The 16,710-nt window shown below is 71.5% G+C and carries 13 protein-coding genes; 2 read left to right on the top strand and 11 right to left on the bottom strand.

All coding sequences use genetic code 11. The features are described from left to right. Nucleotides 1–50: 50 nt before the first annotated feature. The 10 genes from ettA to H4W81_RS02585 form a co-directional block, all read right to left on the bottom strand. Nucleotides 51–1,715, bottom strand: a complete 1,665-nt coding sequence (gene ettA / locus H4W81_RS02630; RefSeq protein WP_192773298.1) for an energy-dependent translational throttle protein EttA — start codon at nucleotides 1,713–1,715, stop codon at nucleotides 51–53. Between the two features lie 46 nt (nucleotides 1,716–1,761). Then, nucleotides 1,762–3,021 (bottom strand): GGDEF domain-containing protein, encoded by a 1,260-nt coding sequence (locus tag H4W81_RS02625; protein ID WP_318781482.1) that lies wholly within the window; start codon nucleotides 3,019–3,021, stop codon nucleotides 1,762–1,764. A gap of 486 nt (nucleotides 3,022–3,507) precedes the next feature. Next, the gene (locus H4W81_RS02620; protein ID WP_192773296.1) at nucleotides 3,508–4,431 is read right to left on the bottom strand and encodes a single-stranded DNA-binding protein; all 924 of its coding nucleotides are present in this window, start codon (nucleotides 4,429–4,431) and stop codon (nucleotides 3,508–3,510) included. Between the two features lie 190 nt (nucleotides 4,432–4,621). Next, nucleotides 4,622–6,259: a P-loop NTPase family protein gene (locus H4W81_RS02615; RefSeq protein ID WP_192773295.1), complete on the bottom strand. Its 1,638-nt coding sequence runs from the start codon at nucleotides 6,257–6,259 to the stop codon at nucleotides 4,622–4,624. Continuing rightward, a complete protein-coding gene (locus H4W81_RS02610; RefSeq protein WP_318781481.1) occupies nucleotides 6,256–8,832 on the bottom strand; it encodes a GTPase in 2,577 nt (858 codons plus the stop codon). Before H4W81_RS02610 ends, H4W81_RS02615 begins: the two co-directional genes overlap by 4 nt. Next, nucleotides 8,829–10,061, bottom strand: coding sequence for a uroporphyrinogen-III C-methyltransferase (cobA, locus tag H4W81_RS02605; protein ID WP_192773294.1), 1,233 nt, complete (start codon nucleotides 10,059–10,061; stop codon nucleotides 8,829–8,831). The genes H4W81_RS02610 and cobA overlap by 4 nt, the downstream gene beginning before the upstream one ends. A 63-nt stretch (nucleotides 10,062–10,124) precedes the next feature. Then, nucleotides 10,125–11,309 carry a nicotinate-nucleotide--dimethylbenzimidazole phosphoribosyltransferase gene (locus H4W81_RS02600; RefSeq protein ID WP_192773293.1) on the bottom strand — a complete coding sequence of 395 codons (1,185 nt, stop codon included), beginning with the start codon at nucleotides 11,307–11,309 and terminating at the stop codon, nucleotides 10,125–10,127. Next, nucleotides 11,306–12,199 carry a sirohydrochlorin chelatase gene (locus H4W81_RS02595; protein WP_225958427.1) on the bottom strand — a complete coding sequence of 298 codons (894 nt, stop codon included), beginning with the start codon at nucleotides 12,197–12,199 and terminating at the stop codon, nucleotides 11,306–11,308. The genes H4W81_RS02600 and H4W81_RS02595 overlap by 4 nt, the downstream gene beginning before the upstream one ends. A gap of 29 nt (nucleotides 12,200–12,228) precedes the next feature. After that, entirely contained in the window at nucleotides 12,229–13,392 is a 1,164-nt protein-coding gene (cbiE, locus tag H4W81_RS02590) for a precorrin-6y C5,15-methyltransferase (decarboxylating) subunit CbiE (RefSeq protein WP_192773292.1), read from the bottom strand. Between the two features lie 116 nt (nucleotides 13,393–13,508). Next, on the bottom strand, nucleotides 13,509–14,594 hold the full coding sequence (locus H4W81_RS02585) for a GNAT family N-acetyltransferase (RefSeq protein WP_192773291.1): 1,086 nt from the start codon (nucleotides 14,592–14,594) through the stop codon (nucleotides 13,509–13,511). A gap of 172 nt (nucleotides 14,595–14,766) precedes the next feature. Between H4W81_RS02585 and H4W81_RS02580 the strand changes: the two genes are divergently transcribed. Further along, nucleotides 14,767–15,081: a DUF2795 domain-containing protein gene (locus H4W81_RS02580; protein WP_318781480.1), complete on the top strand. Its 315-nt coding sequence runs from the start codon at nucleotides 14,767–14,769 to the stop codon at nucleotides 15,079–15,081. Nucleotide 15,082: 1 nt separating this feature from the next. Next, the gene (locus tag H4W81_RS02575; protein WP_192773289.1) at nucleotides 15,083–16,096 is read left to right on the top strand and encodes a baeRF2 domain-containing protein; all 1,014 of its coding nucleotides are present in this window, start codon (nucleotides 15,083–15,085) and stop codon (nucleotides 16,094–16,096) included. On the opposite strand, the gene H4W81_RS02570 is transcribed toward H4W81_RS02575, so the two are convergent. Further along, entirely contained in the window at nucleotides 16,086–16,655 is a 570-nt protein-coding gene (locus H4W81_RS02570) for a LutC/YkgG family protein (protein ID WP_192773288.1), read from the bottom strand. The genes H4W81_RS02575 and H4W81_RS02570 overlap by 11 nt on opposite strands. Between the last annotated feature and the right edge of the window lie 55 nt (nucleotides 16,656–16,710).

Here is a 16,710-nt window from a genome sequence, read left to right as displayed (position 1 = left end):
GCCCAGGATTCGGCGGGCTCTGACCGTCGTTGGCGGTGAACCCCGCGGGGTCAGTCGCGGCGGAGCTGGCGGTAGGTGACGCGGTGCGGGCGAGCCGCGTCGGCGCCGAGCCGCTCGATCTTGTTCTTCTCGTAGTCGGCGAAGTTGCCCTCGAACCAGAACCAGTTGGAGCCCTCTTCCCACGCCAGGATGTGCGTGGCGATGCGGTCGAGGAACCACCGGTCGTGCGAGGTGATCACGGCGCAGCCGGGGAAGTCGAGCAGCGCGTTCTCGAGGCTGGAGAGGGTCTCGGTGTCGAGGTCGTTGGTGGGCTCGTCGAGCAGGAGGACGTTGCCGCCCTGCTTGAGGGTGAGCGCCAGGTTGAGCCTGTTGCGCTCGCCGCCCGACAGGACGCCCGCCTTCTTCTGCTGGTCGGGACCCTTGAAGCCGAACGCGGCGATGTACGCGCGGGACGGCATCTCGACGTTGCCGACCTTGATGTGGTCGAGCCCGTCGGAGACGACCTCCCAGACGTTCTTGTTCGGCTCGATGCCGCCACGGCTCTGGTCGGCGTAGGAGATCTTGACCGTGTCGCCGACCGTGATCGCGCCGTCGTCGGGCGTCTCGCTGCTGGTGATCATGCGGAACAGCGTGGTCTTGCCGACGCCGTTGGGGCCGATGACGCCGACGATGCCGTTGCGGGGCAGGTCGAAGGTCAGGTTCTCCATGAGGAGCCGGTCGCCGAAGCCCTTGGTGAGCTGCTCGGCCCTGATCACCGTGGTGCCCAGGCGCGGGCCCGGCGGGATCTGGATCTCCTCGAAGTCGAGCTTGCGGTGCTTGTCGGCCTCCGCGGCCATCTCCTCGTAGCGCTGGAGACGGGCCTTGCTCTTGGTCTGGCGGGCCTTGGGGTTCGAACGCACCCACTCGAGCTCGTCCTCGAGGCGCTTCTTGCGCTTGACGTCCTTCTGGCCCTCGACCTTGAGACGCTGCGACTTGGCCTCGAGGTAGGTGGAGTAGTTGCCCTCGTAGGCGTAGCAGCGGCCGCGGTCGAGCTCGAGGATCCAGCCCGCCACGTTGTCGAGGAAGTAGCGGTCGTGGGTGACGGCCAGGACGGTGCCCGCGTACTTCTCCAGGTGCGACTCCAGCCACTGGACGCTCTCGGCGTCGAGGTGGTTGGTGGGCTCGTCGAGGAGCAGCAGGTCAGGGGCCTCCAGCAGCAGCTTGCACAGCGCCACGCGGCGGCGCTCACCACCGGAGAGGGTGGTGACGTCGGCGTCCGGCGGCGGGCAGCGCAGGGCGTCCATCGCCTGCTCGAGCTGGGAGTCGAGGTCCCACGCGTTGCGGTGCTCGAGCTGGTCCTGCAGCTTGCCCATCTCCTCCAGCAGTTCGTCGCTGTAGTCGGTGGCCATCTGCTCGGCGATCTCGTTGTAGCGGTGGAGCATCGCCATGGTCTCGGCGACGCCTTCCTGCACGTTGCCGAGGACCGTCTTCGCCTCGTTGAGCGGGGGCTCCTGCTGGAGCATGCCGACGGTGAACCCCGGCATCAGCTTGGCCTCGCCGTTGGACGGCTGCTCCAGGCCGGCCATCATCCGGAGCAGCGTCGACTTACCGGTGCCGTTCGGGCCCAGGACACCGATCTTGGCTCCGGGCAGGAACGACAGGGTGACGTCGTCAAGGACAACCTTGTCGCCGTGCGCCTTGCGCACGCGCTGCAGCGTGTAGATGTACTCCGGCATGGTAGCTAGCTTAAGGGCTGCCAGCGTGAGGCTGGACCGGTCGTGCTCAGGCGGGGGCGTCGTCGGGGCTCTCCGGAGAAGGCGATGGTACGGCCTGCACGGCCGGAACGCAGATGCGGTCGCGCCCGAGCTCCTTCGCCCGGTAGAGCGCGAGGTCGGCCGCGGCCAGCAGCTCGATGAGGTCGTCGCCGTGAATGCTCATGATCGCTACGCCTGCCGAGACGGTCACGGTGATCAGGGCGTCGTCGGCCGGTACGGCCATGCGGCCGATGCGGGTGCGCAGGCGTTCGGCGACCCTGCGGGCCTCGGAGATGTCGGCGCGGGGCAGCAGGACGACGAACTCCTCGCCGCCGAACCTGCCGACCACGTCGTAGTCGCGCAGCTGGCAGCGCAACGTCGCGGCCACGCTGATCAGCACCTGGTCGCCGACCAGGTGGCCGTAGGAGTCGTTGACCCGTTTGAAGTGGTCGATGTCGATGATCAGCAGCGCCAGTGTCTCGCCGGTGCGCCTGGCCCTGACGATCTCGGTGTCGGCCTCGCGCTGCCACGCCGCGGCGTTCAGCAGGCCGGTCTTGGGATCGGTGCGGGCCGCCGCCTGCAACTGGGCGTGCAGCAGGCTGCGCTGCAGCAGGACGACGGGCGGGAGCGCGAGCACGAGCAGCGCCATGTTGAGCCCGCACGCGATCGCCACGAACACCCCGAGGCACAGCTCGACGATGTCGAGGATCGCGCTCTCCCTGTCCCACAGCACGTCGCGCCAGCGGGTGTCGGGGTCGGCGGTGTGCGCGGCGATCACGATCAGCGCGGTGTTGAGCACGGCGAACAGCGCCGCGCACCCCACCGCCAGCATGATCGGCGGACCCACGCCCCTGGCCAGCACGGAGACGTCGGGCACCAGCGTGTGGAAGACCACCGAGGCCGTGGCGCCCGCGAGCCCTATGGCCGCCGCGCTGAACACCCTGCGATAGAGCACCGTGGGCCTGACGCGGAGCTGGAGCAGCAACTGCAGCAGGATCGGGGCCATGAGCGCGTAGATCGGGGGCAGCAGCAGCGCGACAGGCAGCCACCAGGCCGACAACAGGTCACGGGAGACGCCCGCGGGCATGCCGAGGCGTCGCGTCGCCTCGATGCACACCGCGCCACAGGCCATCAGCGCGGCGAACATCAGGACATCGGCCCAGCGATAGGGAGCGGATGTCGCAAAGAACCCGATCGCCACGAGATCGAGCGTCACGATCCCGCTCAGGTAGGCAACGAGGGGCCGGCGTTGCGCCAGCAACGGCCACCGGCCGGCACGTGTGGACACACCGTCACGAGGTCTGATCGAGGTGTGACTGGTCGCCGCCATCTCGTCTCCTCCCTGACTAACGATGTGTAACACAATAGTTGCGGAGTGTGCGTTGCGCGACGGGAACCGATACCTTTGGCAGCATGGCCATCTGCGTCTGGTGGCCCGGAAATGGAGTACCGCTCACTCCGCGAGCGGCCCGTGCGGGAAAGGAGCAGCCATGGTGCGGGGCGTCACCTGGACCTGACAGATGCTCTAGCCATCTGACACGGAACGCCATCGGCCGGCCCCTCCCGGCAGTCGGGGCCCCACGCCCGCGACGTCACCGCATGCGGCCGATGCCCCCTCCACCTCGTCCGATAACCCCAACCTGCGCTCTTGAGCCCCGCTGACCGTTCCTCCAAGCGGTTCGGGCGTCACCGGCGAACACCACTCTCTCTGCTCGATGGCATGGTGCCAGGCCCGCGTTCGAGAAGCCGCGAGCCCGACACCTTGCGCATCGCCTCAGGCGGCCTTGGCGCGGCGAGTGCGACCGATCACGCGCGACGCGTCATCGCTGGTCAGGACGCGCACCCGCCCCACGCCACCGGGGTGTCCCTCACCACGGCCCCCATCACCGCGACCGCCCTCATCACGGTCGTCGTCCCCCGCTTCGGGAGCGTCCGCCGAGGTGGCGTCGCTCGCCCCCACGGAGCCGGTGAGCGCCGCCCCCTCCGCGACGTCTGCCCCAGGCGCTCCGCCGCCGGCCTCGGCGGCGACCGCGGTAGCAGCTTCGGTACCGGCCTTGGTGGCGGCCTCGGTGGCGGCCTCGGTAGCGGCCTCGGTAGCGGCCTCGGCGGCGAATTCGGCGGGGCGTCCAGCGAGGTCTCCGGACGAAGAGACCGAGGACCAACGCGCCGACGTGACAGCGACCTCTTCCGCGAGAGCCGGGTCGGCCTCACCAGCGTCAGACGGCGCCTGACGGGCCGTGAGCGGGTGGACGTTGGTGGAGCCCGACATCGCCCAGTCCTGGGTCGACTCGTCGAGGCTCTCGCGGGTCTCCCTGCTCAGGGTGCCGATGCCGCCCGACCGCTCGGGCTTGGAGAAGGCGCCCACCCCCCAGCGCAGGTCGTGGCCGATCGAGCTGGCCTCCACCTCCGGCATGAAGCGGCGGTCGCCATCGGGCCCGAACTCCCTGATCCGGAGCTTCCCGCAGACGACCACGGGATGTCCGACCTGGAAGGACTGGGCCACGTTGTCGCCCAGCGTGCGCCAGCAGCGGACCGCGAAGAAGACGGTCTCGCCGTCGGACCACTCCTGGGTCTTCTTGTCGAAGAAGCGATGCCTGGTGGCCACCCTGAGCGAGGTGACCCGCGACCCGTCGGTGAAGGTGTGCTGGCGGGGTGGGGCTGCGACGTTGCCGGTGAGCGTGATGTAGATGTCGTTCATCGTGCCTCCCATGTGGCGGGCCGGGTGCCCGCTGCATGGGGAAACGGTGTCGTGCGGGGGTGCCGGGAAGAGGTGCCGAACCGCGTTCTGGGGACGACGGCCAAGGGGCGCCGCGAACCTGTGGACGACCGCCCGGCGCGAGGCGGTCGACGACGACAGCTCCACAACGCCGAGCACATACCGGAAATGCTCAGCCCGACAGGGCCTTCATCGCCGTGTAGAACTCGTGGTGGCGAGTCAGCTCCCGCTCCACCGGCTCCACCACCATGCTCTCCGCCACGGCCGCCACCCGCCTGCGCATCTCACGCTCCAGCCTGTCGCGCTCCGACGCCGCCCCGAGCGCGACGAAGTTGCGCGAGGCCACCGCCGACAGCGCGCCGAGACCGAGCACGGAGGCGGTCATGAGGCCGACCCACGGCACCGTCGCCGCGTCCCCGAACAGGGCGAGAGAGTCGGGCAGCCTGCCCACCTCGAAGACGCCGAAGGCGAGCGCGAACCCGATCCACGCGATGCCCGCGACGAAGGCCAGGACCAGCAGGTACTGCCACCCCTTCAGCAGACGCCACCACAGCGGCACCCTGTCCAGCTGGGGCGCCACCTCCGAGAGCTCGTCGGACAGCGCCTGGGGCAGCTGTGCCGCGCGCGAGCGGGCCGCGTGGTGCACCGACGACCGCCAGACCTCGTTCATGCCGACCGTGAGACCGTCGCTGAGCGCCTGCACGGCGTTGTCGACCTCGGAGGCCTGCGTGGTGACGGCGACGTCGGCCAGCGACCTGATCTCCTCGCGCAGATCCCCCAGGCGGAGGCTCTTGAGCGGGTCGCCGCGCAGGGCCGAGCCCAGACGGGCGAAGGGCCAGGAGATCCAGGAGGCCGAGCGCGAGGCGTAGATGCTCTCCATGGCCTCGCCGACGGCCGGGACGCCGACCGCGTCGCACAGGGCGTCGGTCAGGCCGACCTTGCGCGCCGCGTCGACCGAGGAGGGCGCGGACAGTGCGGCGCCCACGGGCATGGCCTGGCCGAGGCGGCGCTCGATGCGGTCGACATCGGCGTCCAGCCGCTGGATGGCGGCCCTGCGCTTGGAGACGGCGTCGGCGACGACGCCCTTGAGGCTGTCGATGCCGCGTCCGGTGACGGCCGAGGTCGGCACCACGGACGGCTGGGACACGCCCTCGCGGCGCAGCAGGTCGTTGAGGTCGATGACGAGCTCGGCGACCTCCTCCGTGGACAGCTTGTCGGACTGGTTGAGCGCGAAGACGGTGACCGCTTCGTGCCCGGCCAGCTCGGTGACGTAGCGGCGGTGTGTGGAGGCGTCGGCGTACTTCTGCGGATCGAGCACCCAGACCACCATGTCGGCCAAGCCGATGAGCCGGTCGGCCTCGGGGTCGGTCAGCGCCCTGATGGAGTCGTGGTCGGGCAGGTCGAGCAGGACCAGGCCGTGCAGCTGGCTCTCGCCCTTGTCCAGCGCGCTGGCCCTGGCGAAGCGGTGGCGCCACTGGATCTGCAGCCAGTCGAGCAGGGGCCCGGCGCCCTCCAGCCCCCAGACGCAGGCGTGGGTGCGGGCGGTGGTCGGACGGCGCACGCCCGTCGGCGACAGCTCGAGACCTGAGATGGCGTTGAACAGCGACGACTTGCCGCTGCCCGTGCCGCCCGCCAGCGCGACGACCGTGTGGTCGGACGACAGCTTGAGCCGCTCGCCCGCACGGGTCAGCAGCTGGGAAGCGTCATCGAGCAGTTTGGCGTCCAGCCGTCCCTGGCCGAGCTCCGCGACCTTGGAGAGCGCGGCGAGCCTGGCCCCGAGGCCGGGCTTGGTCACGGGATAGATGCTCATCGAGCGACCTCGAGGTTGTACGTGGCCTGGTAGAGGCGGGTCGCGGCGACTTCGTCGGGGATGCCCGCGGCGTCGAGCGCCCTGACGTAGCGCATGGCCTCCTCGTCGAACAGCATGACGATCCTGGCGCGCAGGTCGCTGAGCACCTTGGCGCTGATGCTGCGCAGCGCCTCCGCGCCCAGCAGGCCCTTGAGCAGCTTGTGGGGCAGCTCGTCCGCGCTGAACAGGCCCACCATGAACAGCAGCGACAGCGACTCGGCGTCGAGCGACACCACCTTCGACAGCGAGCGCTTGGTCACCCCCTCGACGCGGAGCAGCTCGGTGACGTGCTCCTGCCAGGCGGCGACGGCCCTGCCCGTACGGCGGGCCAGGTCGTCGGAGGGCCGGTCGAGTCCGGCGGCCAGCTCCGAGCGGCGCCGCCACCTGGCGGCGACCTCGTCGGCGGCCTGGTGCGCGGCCGAGGTGATCAGCGACTCCAGGGCGGTGCGCAGCGCGGCGCGGAAGGCGGTGATCCGCTCGGGCGGCACCTGCCTGCCCTTCCTGCGCAGTTGGAAGCTGCGGGTGAGGTCGCCCGAGCCCGCGAAGTCCTGCCATCGGGCGCGGACCTCGCCGCGCAGCAGCGTTCCCTCGCGCACGGCGCTCTCGATGTGCGCCATCGCGCCCGAATAGGCCGCGTCGACGTCCATGCGCAGCTCTCCGCGGAAGGCCACCTGCCCCTCGAGGTACCTGGCCAGCGAGGGCACCCGGGTGCGGAAGCTGTTGAGCACGCCGTTCAAGGTCTCCTGTACGGCCTGCGCGCGCCGCTCCTCGTCCACCGACAGCTCGGCCAGCCACATCCGCAGCTCGGTCATCTCGCCGTCGGGTAGCCTGCCGTCGGTGACGGCCGACTCCTCGATGACGAAGCGCTCGGCCTCGCCGAGGCCGTACTCCGTGAGCATCCTGACGAAGTGCTTGACCACGACGTCCCTGGTCTTGGGCTGCACCCGGGACAGCACGATCGCGATCCTGGCGGCGCGCTCCTTGGCCAGCCTGAGCAGGTTCCACGCGGGGGCGTCGGCGTAGCGGCTGGCGGTCGTGACGAACACCCACAGGTCGGCGGCGTCGAGCATGCGGCGCGCGATCTCGTGGTGCTCCTCGACGACGGAGTCGATGTCGGGGGTGTCGAGCAGCGCGACGCCCTGCGGGAGCCGTTCGGTGGTGACGAGGACCAGGCTGTCGGGCGCGGCCTCCCTGCTCTGCCGGTCGATCCGCTCGAGCCCGCCGAGCAGGCCGCCCTCCGAAAACCAGGCCCGGTCGTCGGGGTGGCAGGCGAGCACGGGGATGCCCGTGGTGGGACGGCGCACGCCCGTGCGGCTGACGTTCTTCTCGGCGAGGGTGTTGACGAGCGTGGACTTGCCCGCGCCCGTGGACCCGGCGATGACGATCAGCGCGGGGGCGGCGCTCACGCGGACCCTGGGCAGCACGTAGTCGCGCAGCTGCGTGAGGATCTCCTCCTGCGCCTGCCTGGCCTCCTCGGCTCCCGGCAGGTCGAGCCCGAACCTCAGGTCGGCCACGGCGTCCCTGAGGGCGTCCAGGGCGGCGGTGAGCGCCTCCGCGGCCGCGTCGGGCAGGTCTTCCTCGACGACCTGCCGGGGTACGGGGGGCACCGGCTCATCGGAAACGGCGTCGCCGGAGTCGTCACCCGCCTCCTTACCGCCTGAACCTTCGCCCTCCAGGTCCACAGACTCGAGACCTTCGGACTCCGCGCCCCCGGACACCACGCCCTCGGACTCAAGACCCTCGGGCTCCGAGCCCTCGGCCCTTGGGGTGTCGGCCTCCAGGACATCGAAGGCCGCGCCCTCTGTCTCCGCGTCGCTCTCTGAGACGCAGGTATCCCAGTCGTTGGTCTCCGCGACGTCGGTCTCCGCGGTGTCGGTCTCCGCGGTGTCGGCGAGATCGGCCGCAGACTGGCCTGCCGGGCCCTCCGACGCGTCGGCCTCGGTCTCCGCGACATCCGCGACAGCCTCGGAGGAGTCGGCCTCCACAGGACCCGGGGTGCCGCTGTCGGCCTCGGTCTCCGGAGAGTCCGTGGTGGCGTCGGAGGCGGTCTCGGTCTCCAGGTCGCCCCGGCCCTCCTCGGATTCCGGATGTGTGCCGACCATCGAGCTGCGGAACGGCGTGAACGTGCCGGACGCCGGCTCCGCCGCCCGGTACGGCGTGAAGCTGTCACGGGCCGGCGTGGAGTCACGGAAGGGCGCGAAGTTGTCGACCGCGGGCTCGGCCCGTCCGAAGGGCGTGGAGTCGTCGGAGACCGGCGCCAGGGTCTCGAAGGCGGGCTCAGGGTCGGAGTCGAAGGGGTCGAGGGTGTCGGGGCCGTCCTCCGTGTCCCCCGTCCGGGGAAGGTCGTGCGCGGCCGGACGGGCGAACGCGAAGAAGTCGCCCGAGGGCTCGGCGTCCGAGTCGTCGGAAGGGTCGGCCCGCCGTACCGTCTCGGGCTCGTCAGTGACGCGATCGGGACCGTCGTCGTCCCTGATCGCGCGAAAGTTGAGGGTCTGCTCCCCCACCGACTCGGGGGCGTCACCAGCCGATCTCACGGCACGCGCTCCGCTCGAACCATCTCGACCTCCTGGCCCACCCGCACGACGTCGCCGACGATGACGATCGCCGGCGGTCGTATCCCGGCGGCGACCACTCGGTCGGCCACGGTGGACAGCGAGGCCGTGACGGCCCGCTGGGTCGGAAGAGTACCGTCCTGTACCACCATTACGGGAGTTTCCGGCGAACGTCCGTCGCGGATGAGCCTTTCCGCTATCGCGCCGATGCGCTCGACGGCCATCATGAGCACCAGCGTGCCCGAGGAACGGGCCAGCCCCGGCCAGTCGACGGTCGACTGGGGATGGTCGGGCGCGACGTGCACCGAGATCACATGGAACTCCTGGCTGACACCGCGATGCGTCACGGGCACCCCTGCGGCGGCGGGGACCGCGACGGCGCTGGTGATGCCGGGGACCACGATGACCGGGATGCCGGCGCGGGCGCAGGCGAGCATCTCCTCGCCGCCCCTGCCGAAGACGTACGGGTCGCCGCCCTTCAGCCTGACGACGAACTTGCCCGCGCGGGCGTGCGAGATCAGCAGCTCGTTGATCTTCTCCTGGGACAGCGACCTGCCGTACGGCACCTTGGCCGCGTCGACCAGCTCGACGTCGGGGGCGAGCTCGTCCAGCAGGGCGCGCGGGGCGAGCCGGTCGGCCACCACCACGTCGGCCTGGGCGAGCAGCTGACGCCCGCGCACCGTGATCAACCCCGGATCGCCGGGACCACCGCCGACCAGCGCCACGCCGACCGGCTTGGTGCGGTTGCGGCGGGCGTCGACGGTGCCGTCGCGCAGCGCGCTGACCACGGCGTCCCTGATGCCCGCGGCCCTGCGCGGGTCGCCGCCCGCGGTGACGGCGATGCCGATCTCGTCGACCTTGCCGCTGGCGGGTGTCCAGGCGGCGGAGGCGTCCTTGTCGTCGGCGCGTACGCACCAGATCCGCTTGGCCTCGGCCTCGGCCGCGATGGCGGTGTTGACCGCCCTGTCGCTGGTGCAGGCCTGCACGAGCCAGGCGCCGTCACAGTCGCCCACCTGGTACGGCCTGGCCTCCCAGGTGACGCGTCCCGCGGCGATGAGGTCGTCGAGGGCGGGGGTGACGCTCGTCGACACGATGGTGATCTCGGCGCCCGCTTCCAGCAGCGCGGGAACGCGTCGCTGGGCGACCCGTCCACCGCCCACGACGAGCACCCGGCGACCCGAGAGGCGCAGGCCGAGAAGGTAGGGGCTCATGACGGCGGATCTCCCGTTCGCGAACTTGGTGGGTTAGGAGGCAAACCTACCGGGTCTGCGTGACTACGACTGCTTCTCCGTGACACCGGCGGAGTCAAAGGTGGCCACGTCGTGCATCACCCGTACGGCGGCGCAGACCAGTGGATGCGCCAGCAGGCCTCCCGTGCCTTCGCCGAGGCGGAGCTCCAGGTCCACGAGCGGGCGCAGGCCGAGGTGGTCGAGGGCGGCCGCGTGACCTGGCTCGGCGGAGCGGTGTCCGGCGACGCAGTGGTCGATCGCGGCGGGCGCGAGGGCGGCGGCGGCGAGGGCGGCGGAGCCGGCGATCACGCCGTCGAGGATGACGGGGACTCTGGCGGCGGCGGCGCCGAGGATGAAACCGGCGATGGCGGCGTGCTCGAAACCGCCCAAGGCGGCGAGAACCTCCAGGGGCGCCCGTGTGGCGCTCCCCTGGGTCTCCTGGCCGCTCTCCGCAGGCGCGGGCCGGGGTTCTTCAGGGGAGAACGGGGCGGCGTCCGCGGCCACACCGGCGTCGGGCACCGAAGAATCCGCGGAAAGACCCGCAGCCGAGAGGCCGTTGGTTTCCAGGGACCGGCGGACGATGGCGACCTTGTGGGCGTGAGTGGCGTCGTCGATGCCGGTGCCCCTGCCCGTCACCTCGGCCGCGTCCCGGCCCGTGAAGGCGCAGATCAGGGCCGCCGACGCCGTGGTGTTCGCGATTCCCATGTCGCCGGTGATCAGGCAGCGGGCGCCCGAGGCGATCAGCGAGGACGCCACCTCGATGCCGACCTCCAGGGCGGCGACCGCCTGGGCGACGGTCATCGCGGGCCCCTGGGACAGGTCCGCCGTGCCGTACGCGATCTTGCGGGAGAGCAGCCCCTCGGCGGCGGGCAGGTCGCCGGCGACCCCCACGTCTACGACGGTGACCGACGCGCCCACCTGGGCCGCGAAGGCGTTGGCCACGGCCCCGCCCGCCAGGAAGTTGGCGACCATCTGGAGCGTGACCTCCTGCGGCCACGGCGAGACGCCCTGGGCGTGGACGCCGTGGTCGCCGGCGAAGATGGCCAGCGCGGCCGGCTCGGGCATGGGCGGCGGGTGCACACCCGCCGCGCCGGCGAGGCGCACGGCGACCTCCTCCAGGGCGCCGAGCGAGCCCGGCGGCTTGGTGAGGCGGCCCTGGTGCGCCCGCGCCTCCGCCATGGCGGACGGCACGGCGGCACCGATGCGGGCCAGCGTGTCCTGCAACGTCATGCGGAGACCCCTTCGGCCAGCTGCAGCGCTTCCTCGTAGCGGTCGATCACGACGTCGGCCAGCACCTCGCAGTCGCCGATCACCTCGGCGCAGCGGATGTCGAGGTCGGGGTGTCCGGCGCCGTAGGCCAGGGCCTGCGCCCAGACCCGCTCGAGCATGCCGCCCGCGAACAGCAGGTACGGCACGACGATCACACGCCGGGCGCCGAGGCGCCTGCAGCGCTCGAGGCCGCCGGGCACGCCCGGCGGGGTGACGGAGACGAACGCGGTCTCCACCGTCATGAAGTCGTAGGCGTGGGTCTCCCAGAACAGCCGCGAGACCCGGTGCACCTCGGCGTTGGCGGCGGGGTCGGTCGAGCCCTCGCCGACCAGCACGACCGCCGTCTCGCCAGCCTCGATGTGCTGCGCCGGCTCCTCGAAGGGCACCGAGGGCACCACGCGCAGCCGCGGCATGACCTCCTCGATCGGACGCAGCTTGGGCGTGTCCGCGGCGGCCTCGGCCAGCCGTTCGGCCAGCAGCGCCAGCACGCGGGGGTCGGGGCCGAGGGGGCGGCCGTAGTCGTACATCAACGTGGGGTGCCGTTCCTGCTCCAGCGCCATGGCGGCGGGGAACTCCTCCCCCATGCGGCTGAGGCTGAGCGGCAGGGCCACCAGACGGTGGTGACCCCTGGCGACCAGGGAGGCGACGGACTCGCTGAGACGGGGTTTGGCTTTGGCCAGGTAGCCGCCCGAGACCTCGGCTGCGCTCTCCTCCAGGCGGCAACGCAACCTGTGGACGAACCTTCCGAACTCGGCGGCACCTGTGTCGTCGTGCGAGCCCTGCCCGATGAGCAGCAGCGGCGGCTTCATGAAGGGGATCTCCACGCCTGTGACCTGGGGGTATTTAGACAAGACACGCGAGGATATCCGATTCGCAGAGCTCATGCCCAGATCACTCTGCGTGCATGCACGACGAACACGGGGTCCGCGGCCGTCAGGGAGTGTGTCCCGTCGGGCTGCACGACCAGGCGTGATGCCTGGATCTGGGTGCCCTCGGCGCGGTAGCCGTGCTGCTTCAGCCGCTCCAGCACGGAGGGCACCTGTTCGACGGTCTTGAGCGTGCAGACCAGCCGGAGAGGGAGGCGGTCGGCGCAGGCGACGATCACGTCGGCACCGCCGCCGCCGACGAAGACCGCGTCGGGGTCGGGGAGCGGTTCGAGCGCGGGAGGGGCCTGGCCTCTGGTGAGCGCGACCTTGACGCCGTGGCGCAGGACGTTGGCGCGCAGCCTGGCGCAGGATTCGTCGTCGCGTTCGACGGCCACGACGGCCGCGCCGTGCCTGGCGCATTCGACCGCGATGCCGCCCGAGCCCGCGCCGACGTCCCAGACCAGGTCGCCGAGGCGGGGACCGAGCTTGGCCAGCACGTACGCGCTGACCTCGGGCGGCAGGTCGCCCTCGACGGCCCACTCGTCGGGTCCTGGACGCGCTCCGGCCACCCAGGTGCTCTCGCCCGCCCGGTGGAGCGGGTCGACGACCAGCACCACGTCGGGGTCCTTCCACGGCCTGGTGGTGGCCTCGCCCATGCGGCTGTGGGTGACGCGCTCGTCCGGCCCGCCGAGGTCTTCGCAGACGATGAGCGCGCGAGGGGTGGTGGGCGCGAGCTCCCTGGCGATCTCGGCGGGGCCGACGCCGGGGGTGACGAGGACCGCGACCTTGTGGTGGGCGCGGCAGGCGTTGACGACCCTGTTGAGCTGGCCAGGGCCTTCGGCCGCGACGACGAGGGCGTCCTCCCAGTTCAGGCCCGCCCGGGCGAAGGCGCGGGTGATGAGGGAGCTGGCCGGGATCACCGTCGGCTTGAGCCCGTGCCCGCGCAGCTCCCGCACGACGCCGAAGAAGCCCGGGTCGCCCTCGGCGAGCACGACCGCCGGCCCCTCGCCCTGTTCGAGGTGCTCGTCGAGGGTGGCGAGGAGGTCGCCGCCGCTCTGCTCGGGCAGGTCGAGATGCCTGAGGATCCGTTCCGGTCCCGCGACGAGCGCGGCCTCCCGCAGACACTCGCTCGCCTTGGTCGACAGCGGCGCCCCGTCCCACCCGATCACCGTGATCATCCGACTCACCGTCCTCTTGACCCAGTGTGTACGGCAAGCCCGCCCCCGCGCCATCCTCGGCGCGGGCAGGCGTCAGTCCAGGGACACGCTCCTCGGGCGCGCGGGGCCGGCGTCCGTCACGGAAGGTCCGAGGGGATGAGGCTGAAGACCACCAGGTCCTCCCCGCCCGCCCCATTGCGCGCCACGCCCTCCCTGACGAAGCCCGCCTTCTCCGCCACCCGCTGCGAGGCGAGGTTGGAGACCGCGGCGCGCAGCTGGAGCCGCTGGAAGCCGTGCCTGGCGAACAGCCACCTGGCGATCGCCAGCACCGCCTCCCCCGCGTACCCCTTGCCGCGCGCCCACGGCGCGGTCATGTACCCCACCTCGGTCGCGCGGTGTCCCCACTCGGTGCCCTTGAGGTCGACGCTGGCCACGAAGCGGCCCGTCTCCTTCTCGGCGACCGCCCACGCGATGCCGCCGCCGTTGAGGCGGTGCTGCTCGCAGATCGACAGCGCGTAGGCACGGCCGTGCGCCTCGGTGTAGTCGCGCGGCAGGCCCGTGCGCAGCTGGGTGAGGTCGTCGGCCGCGGTGGCGGTCAGGTCGGGCACGTCGGCGGCGGAGAAGCGGCGCAGCACCAGGCGTGGGGTGACCAGCTCCTCGTGGACGAACGCGTTCGGAGCGCCCGTGGAACCGCGCAGCAGCCCGAAGACGACCAGGTCCTGCGGGCCGTCGTCGGCCGGCTCCGCCGCGCGCAGCACGCCCTCGTAGGCGTAGCCCGCCTTCTCCGCGACCCTGATCGAGGCGCTGTTGGTGAGGGCGGTACGCAGCTCGATCCGGTGCAGCGTGGTGGTGGCGAACACCCATTCCGAAAGGCCCCGCAGTGCCTCGGTCGCGAAGCCGCGGCCCCTGTGGAGGGGGTGCACGCCGTACCCGACCTCGGTGACGCCGGCGCCCCACTGCGTCCTGAACAGGCTGATGGCGCCGACCACGCGCTCCTGGTCGTCCACCATAGCCAGGTGGAGGCCGAAGCCGGACCGCTGGAGCTCGTGCACCCCTGCCGACAGCCAGTCGGCGACGGCGGCGACGTGGCCGGGAGCACCCGGCGGCAGGAACCGGTGGCCCGCTCGCACGGCCGCGCGGATCGCGTCCGCGTCGCCGGGCAGGAAGGGCCGCAGGACCAACCGGTCGGTCGTGATCCGCGGCCGAGGGTCGAAAACGCTCACAGTTCCCCTCAGTGCTCCAAGCAGTGCGCAAACCTTACAACCCCCGATGTTTGCCGGGGAGCGCGCGGGTAGGGGCGGATATTCGGGCAGCTCGAAAGGGGTGAATAACACCATGAACCGCGAGAGCGACAAGCATGGACCAAGGCTGGACGACCACCAGAAACAGGACGGCGTGGAATCCACTCATGTCGAGGAGTGGCGGCAGCAGGAGGATCAGCCGGCACAGGGCTACACGCCTGGGCACGAGCCAGGCACGCCAGAGGGCATCTCCGCCGAGGGCGTGGACAAGCGCAGCGAGTTGGCCAAGTGGCTGAGCGACGCGGACTACCCCGCCGACAGGGGGACGCTGCGGGCGCACGCCGAGCGGGCCTCGGCGCCCGACTTCGTGCTGGAGGCCGTGGACGGCCTGCCGGACGGCACCAGGTTCGCCAACATCGCCGAGGTGGCGAAGGAACTCGGACTGGGCATCGAGCGAAAGAGGTGGTGAGGTGAGGCTCGACTTCGTCCGTCCGATGTACGAGCGGCATGGCCCTTACGCCTCGGTCTATCTCTCGGGCCTGAACACCGACGACCGGCAGCGGCGCTGGCGCTCGCTGAGGGACGGCATGGAGGAGGCGGACCAGAACACGCTCGACGCGCTGGAGGAGGTCGCGACCGACGCCGCCCCAGGGCAGGCCCTGTTCGCGGCGGGCGGTGAGGTGGTGCTGGCCGAGAAACTGGCCGAGCCGCCCCAGCAGGAGCTGGCGCGCTGGTCGCCGCTGCCGCACGTGACCCCGCTGCTGATGCTGCGCGGCGAGAACGTGCCGCACCTGCGCGTCATCGTGGACCACGCCGGAGCGGAGGTGACGGTGTTCGGCGGCGGCTCGCCGCGCAGGACCACCGTCGTGGCGGAGCCGTGGCCCCTGCAGAAGACCGCGCAGGGCGGCTGGTCGCAGAAGCGATACGAGAGGGCGGTGGACGAGGCCTGGGAGCGCAACGCCCAGGCGGTGGCCAAGGAGATCGACGAGCAGGTGCGCAGGATCGGGGCCGAGCTGGTCGTGGTGGCGGGCGAGCCGAAGTCGCGCTCGCTGCTCTGCGACCACCTGGGCACCAAGGCGTCCGACAGGGTGATGATGGTCGAGCACGGCAGCCGCGCCGACCACGGCCGCTTCGAGAGCGACGCCGAGATCACGCTGGACGCCTGGATCGAACGCCGCAGGACCGAACTTCTCGACAGGCACCGTGAGGCGGAGGGACCCGTCGGCATCGAGCAGGTGGCCCGCGCCCTCAGGGAGGGCAGGGTGCACGCCGTGCTCCTGCCCGGTGAGCTGCCCGAACCGGTGTGGACCGGCGTGGGCGGCACCCAGCTGTCGACCGACGCCGACGAGCTGCGCAGGTGGGGGGTGGAGGCGCCGGTCCAGGACCGCGCGGACTCCGCGCTCGTCAGGGCGGCCGCGATGACCGACGCCGAGTTGTGGTTCTCCCCCGAGGTGAAGGAGGTCTCGGCGGTGATCAGGTACTGACGATCACCTCGAGGGTGCGGGGGCCGTGCACGCCCTCCACCCGGTTGAGTTCGATGTCGCTGGTCGCCGACGGGCCGCTGATCCAGGTCAGCGGCCGCGACGGGTCGAGCCTGGCCACCGCCTCGGGAACGCCCGAGACGATCTGGTCGGCGCGCACCACGCACAGGTGGTAGTCGGGCACCAGCGTCAGCGCCCTGCGGCCCTGGTCGGGGCCCGCGTCGAGGACGATCGTGCCGGTCTCGGCGATGGCGACGGCGCAGCCGGTGAGCACACCGTCGGCCGTCAGCAGCTCGTCCTCGGGCACGACCTGCGCGACGGCGAGGGTCACTCCCTCGGGCACGATCATGCGCCTGCCCTCGGTCACCTTGGCGACCAGGGCGGGCACCTCCGCCGAGGGAAGCACATGGACGATCGCCCGGTAGTCGTCGACGCGTTCGGCGAAGTGGGCGACCAGGTCGTCGTGCGGGATCGTGGTGCGGTAGTCGCGGGGGATCTCCACCTCGGGAGCCCCCTCGACCGCCTTCCTGACCTTGTCGAGGATCTCCTTACGCGCGCTCATGACGCCGACTCCGTCGGCATCATGAGCGCGTTGCGGCTGTGCTGACCTGATCGCT

It is taken from the genome of Nonomuraea africana (assembly GCF_014873535.1).
Classification (GTDB): domain Bacteria; phylum Actinomycetota; class Actinomycetes; order Streptosporangiales; family Streptosporangiaceae; genus Nonomuraea; species Nonomuraea africana.
Note: the sequence above shows the minus strand (reverse complement) of the source record. Positions and strands in the feature narration are given on the sequence as shown.

What these genes read in the sequence shown, in the direction of transcription:
- ettA (WP_192773298.1), bottom strand. Translation starts at nt 1,715, where the DNA reads ATGCCGGAGTACATCTACACGCTGCAGCGCGTGCGCAAGGCGCACGGC.
- H4W81_RS02620 (WP_192773296.1), bottom strand. Translation starts at nt 4,431, where the DNA reads ATGAACGACATCTACATCACGCTCACCGGCAACGTCGCAGCCCCACCC.
- H4W81_RS02615 (WP_192773295.1), bottom strand. Translation starts at nt 6,259, where the DNA reads ATGAGCATCTATCCCGTGACCAAGCCCGGCCTCGGGGCCAGGCTCGCC.
- cobA (WP_192773294.1), bottom strand. Translation starts at nt 10,061, where the DNA reads ATGAGCCCCTACCTTCTCGGCCTGCGCCTCTCGGGTCGCCGGGTGCTC.
- H4W81_RS02600 (WP_192773293.1), bottom strand. Translation starts at nt 11,309, where the DNA reads ATGACGTTGCAGGACACGCTGGCCCGCATCGGTGCCGCCGTGCCGTCC.
- cbiE (WP_192773292.1), bottom strand. Translation starts at nt 13,392, where the DNA reads ATGATCACGGTGATCGGGTGGGACGGGGCGCCGCTGTCGACCAAGGCG.
- H4W81_RS02570 (WP_192773288.1), bottom strand. Translation starts at nt 16,655, where the DNA reads ATGAGCGCGCGTAAGGAGATCCTCGACAAGGTCAGGAAGGCGGTCGAG.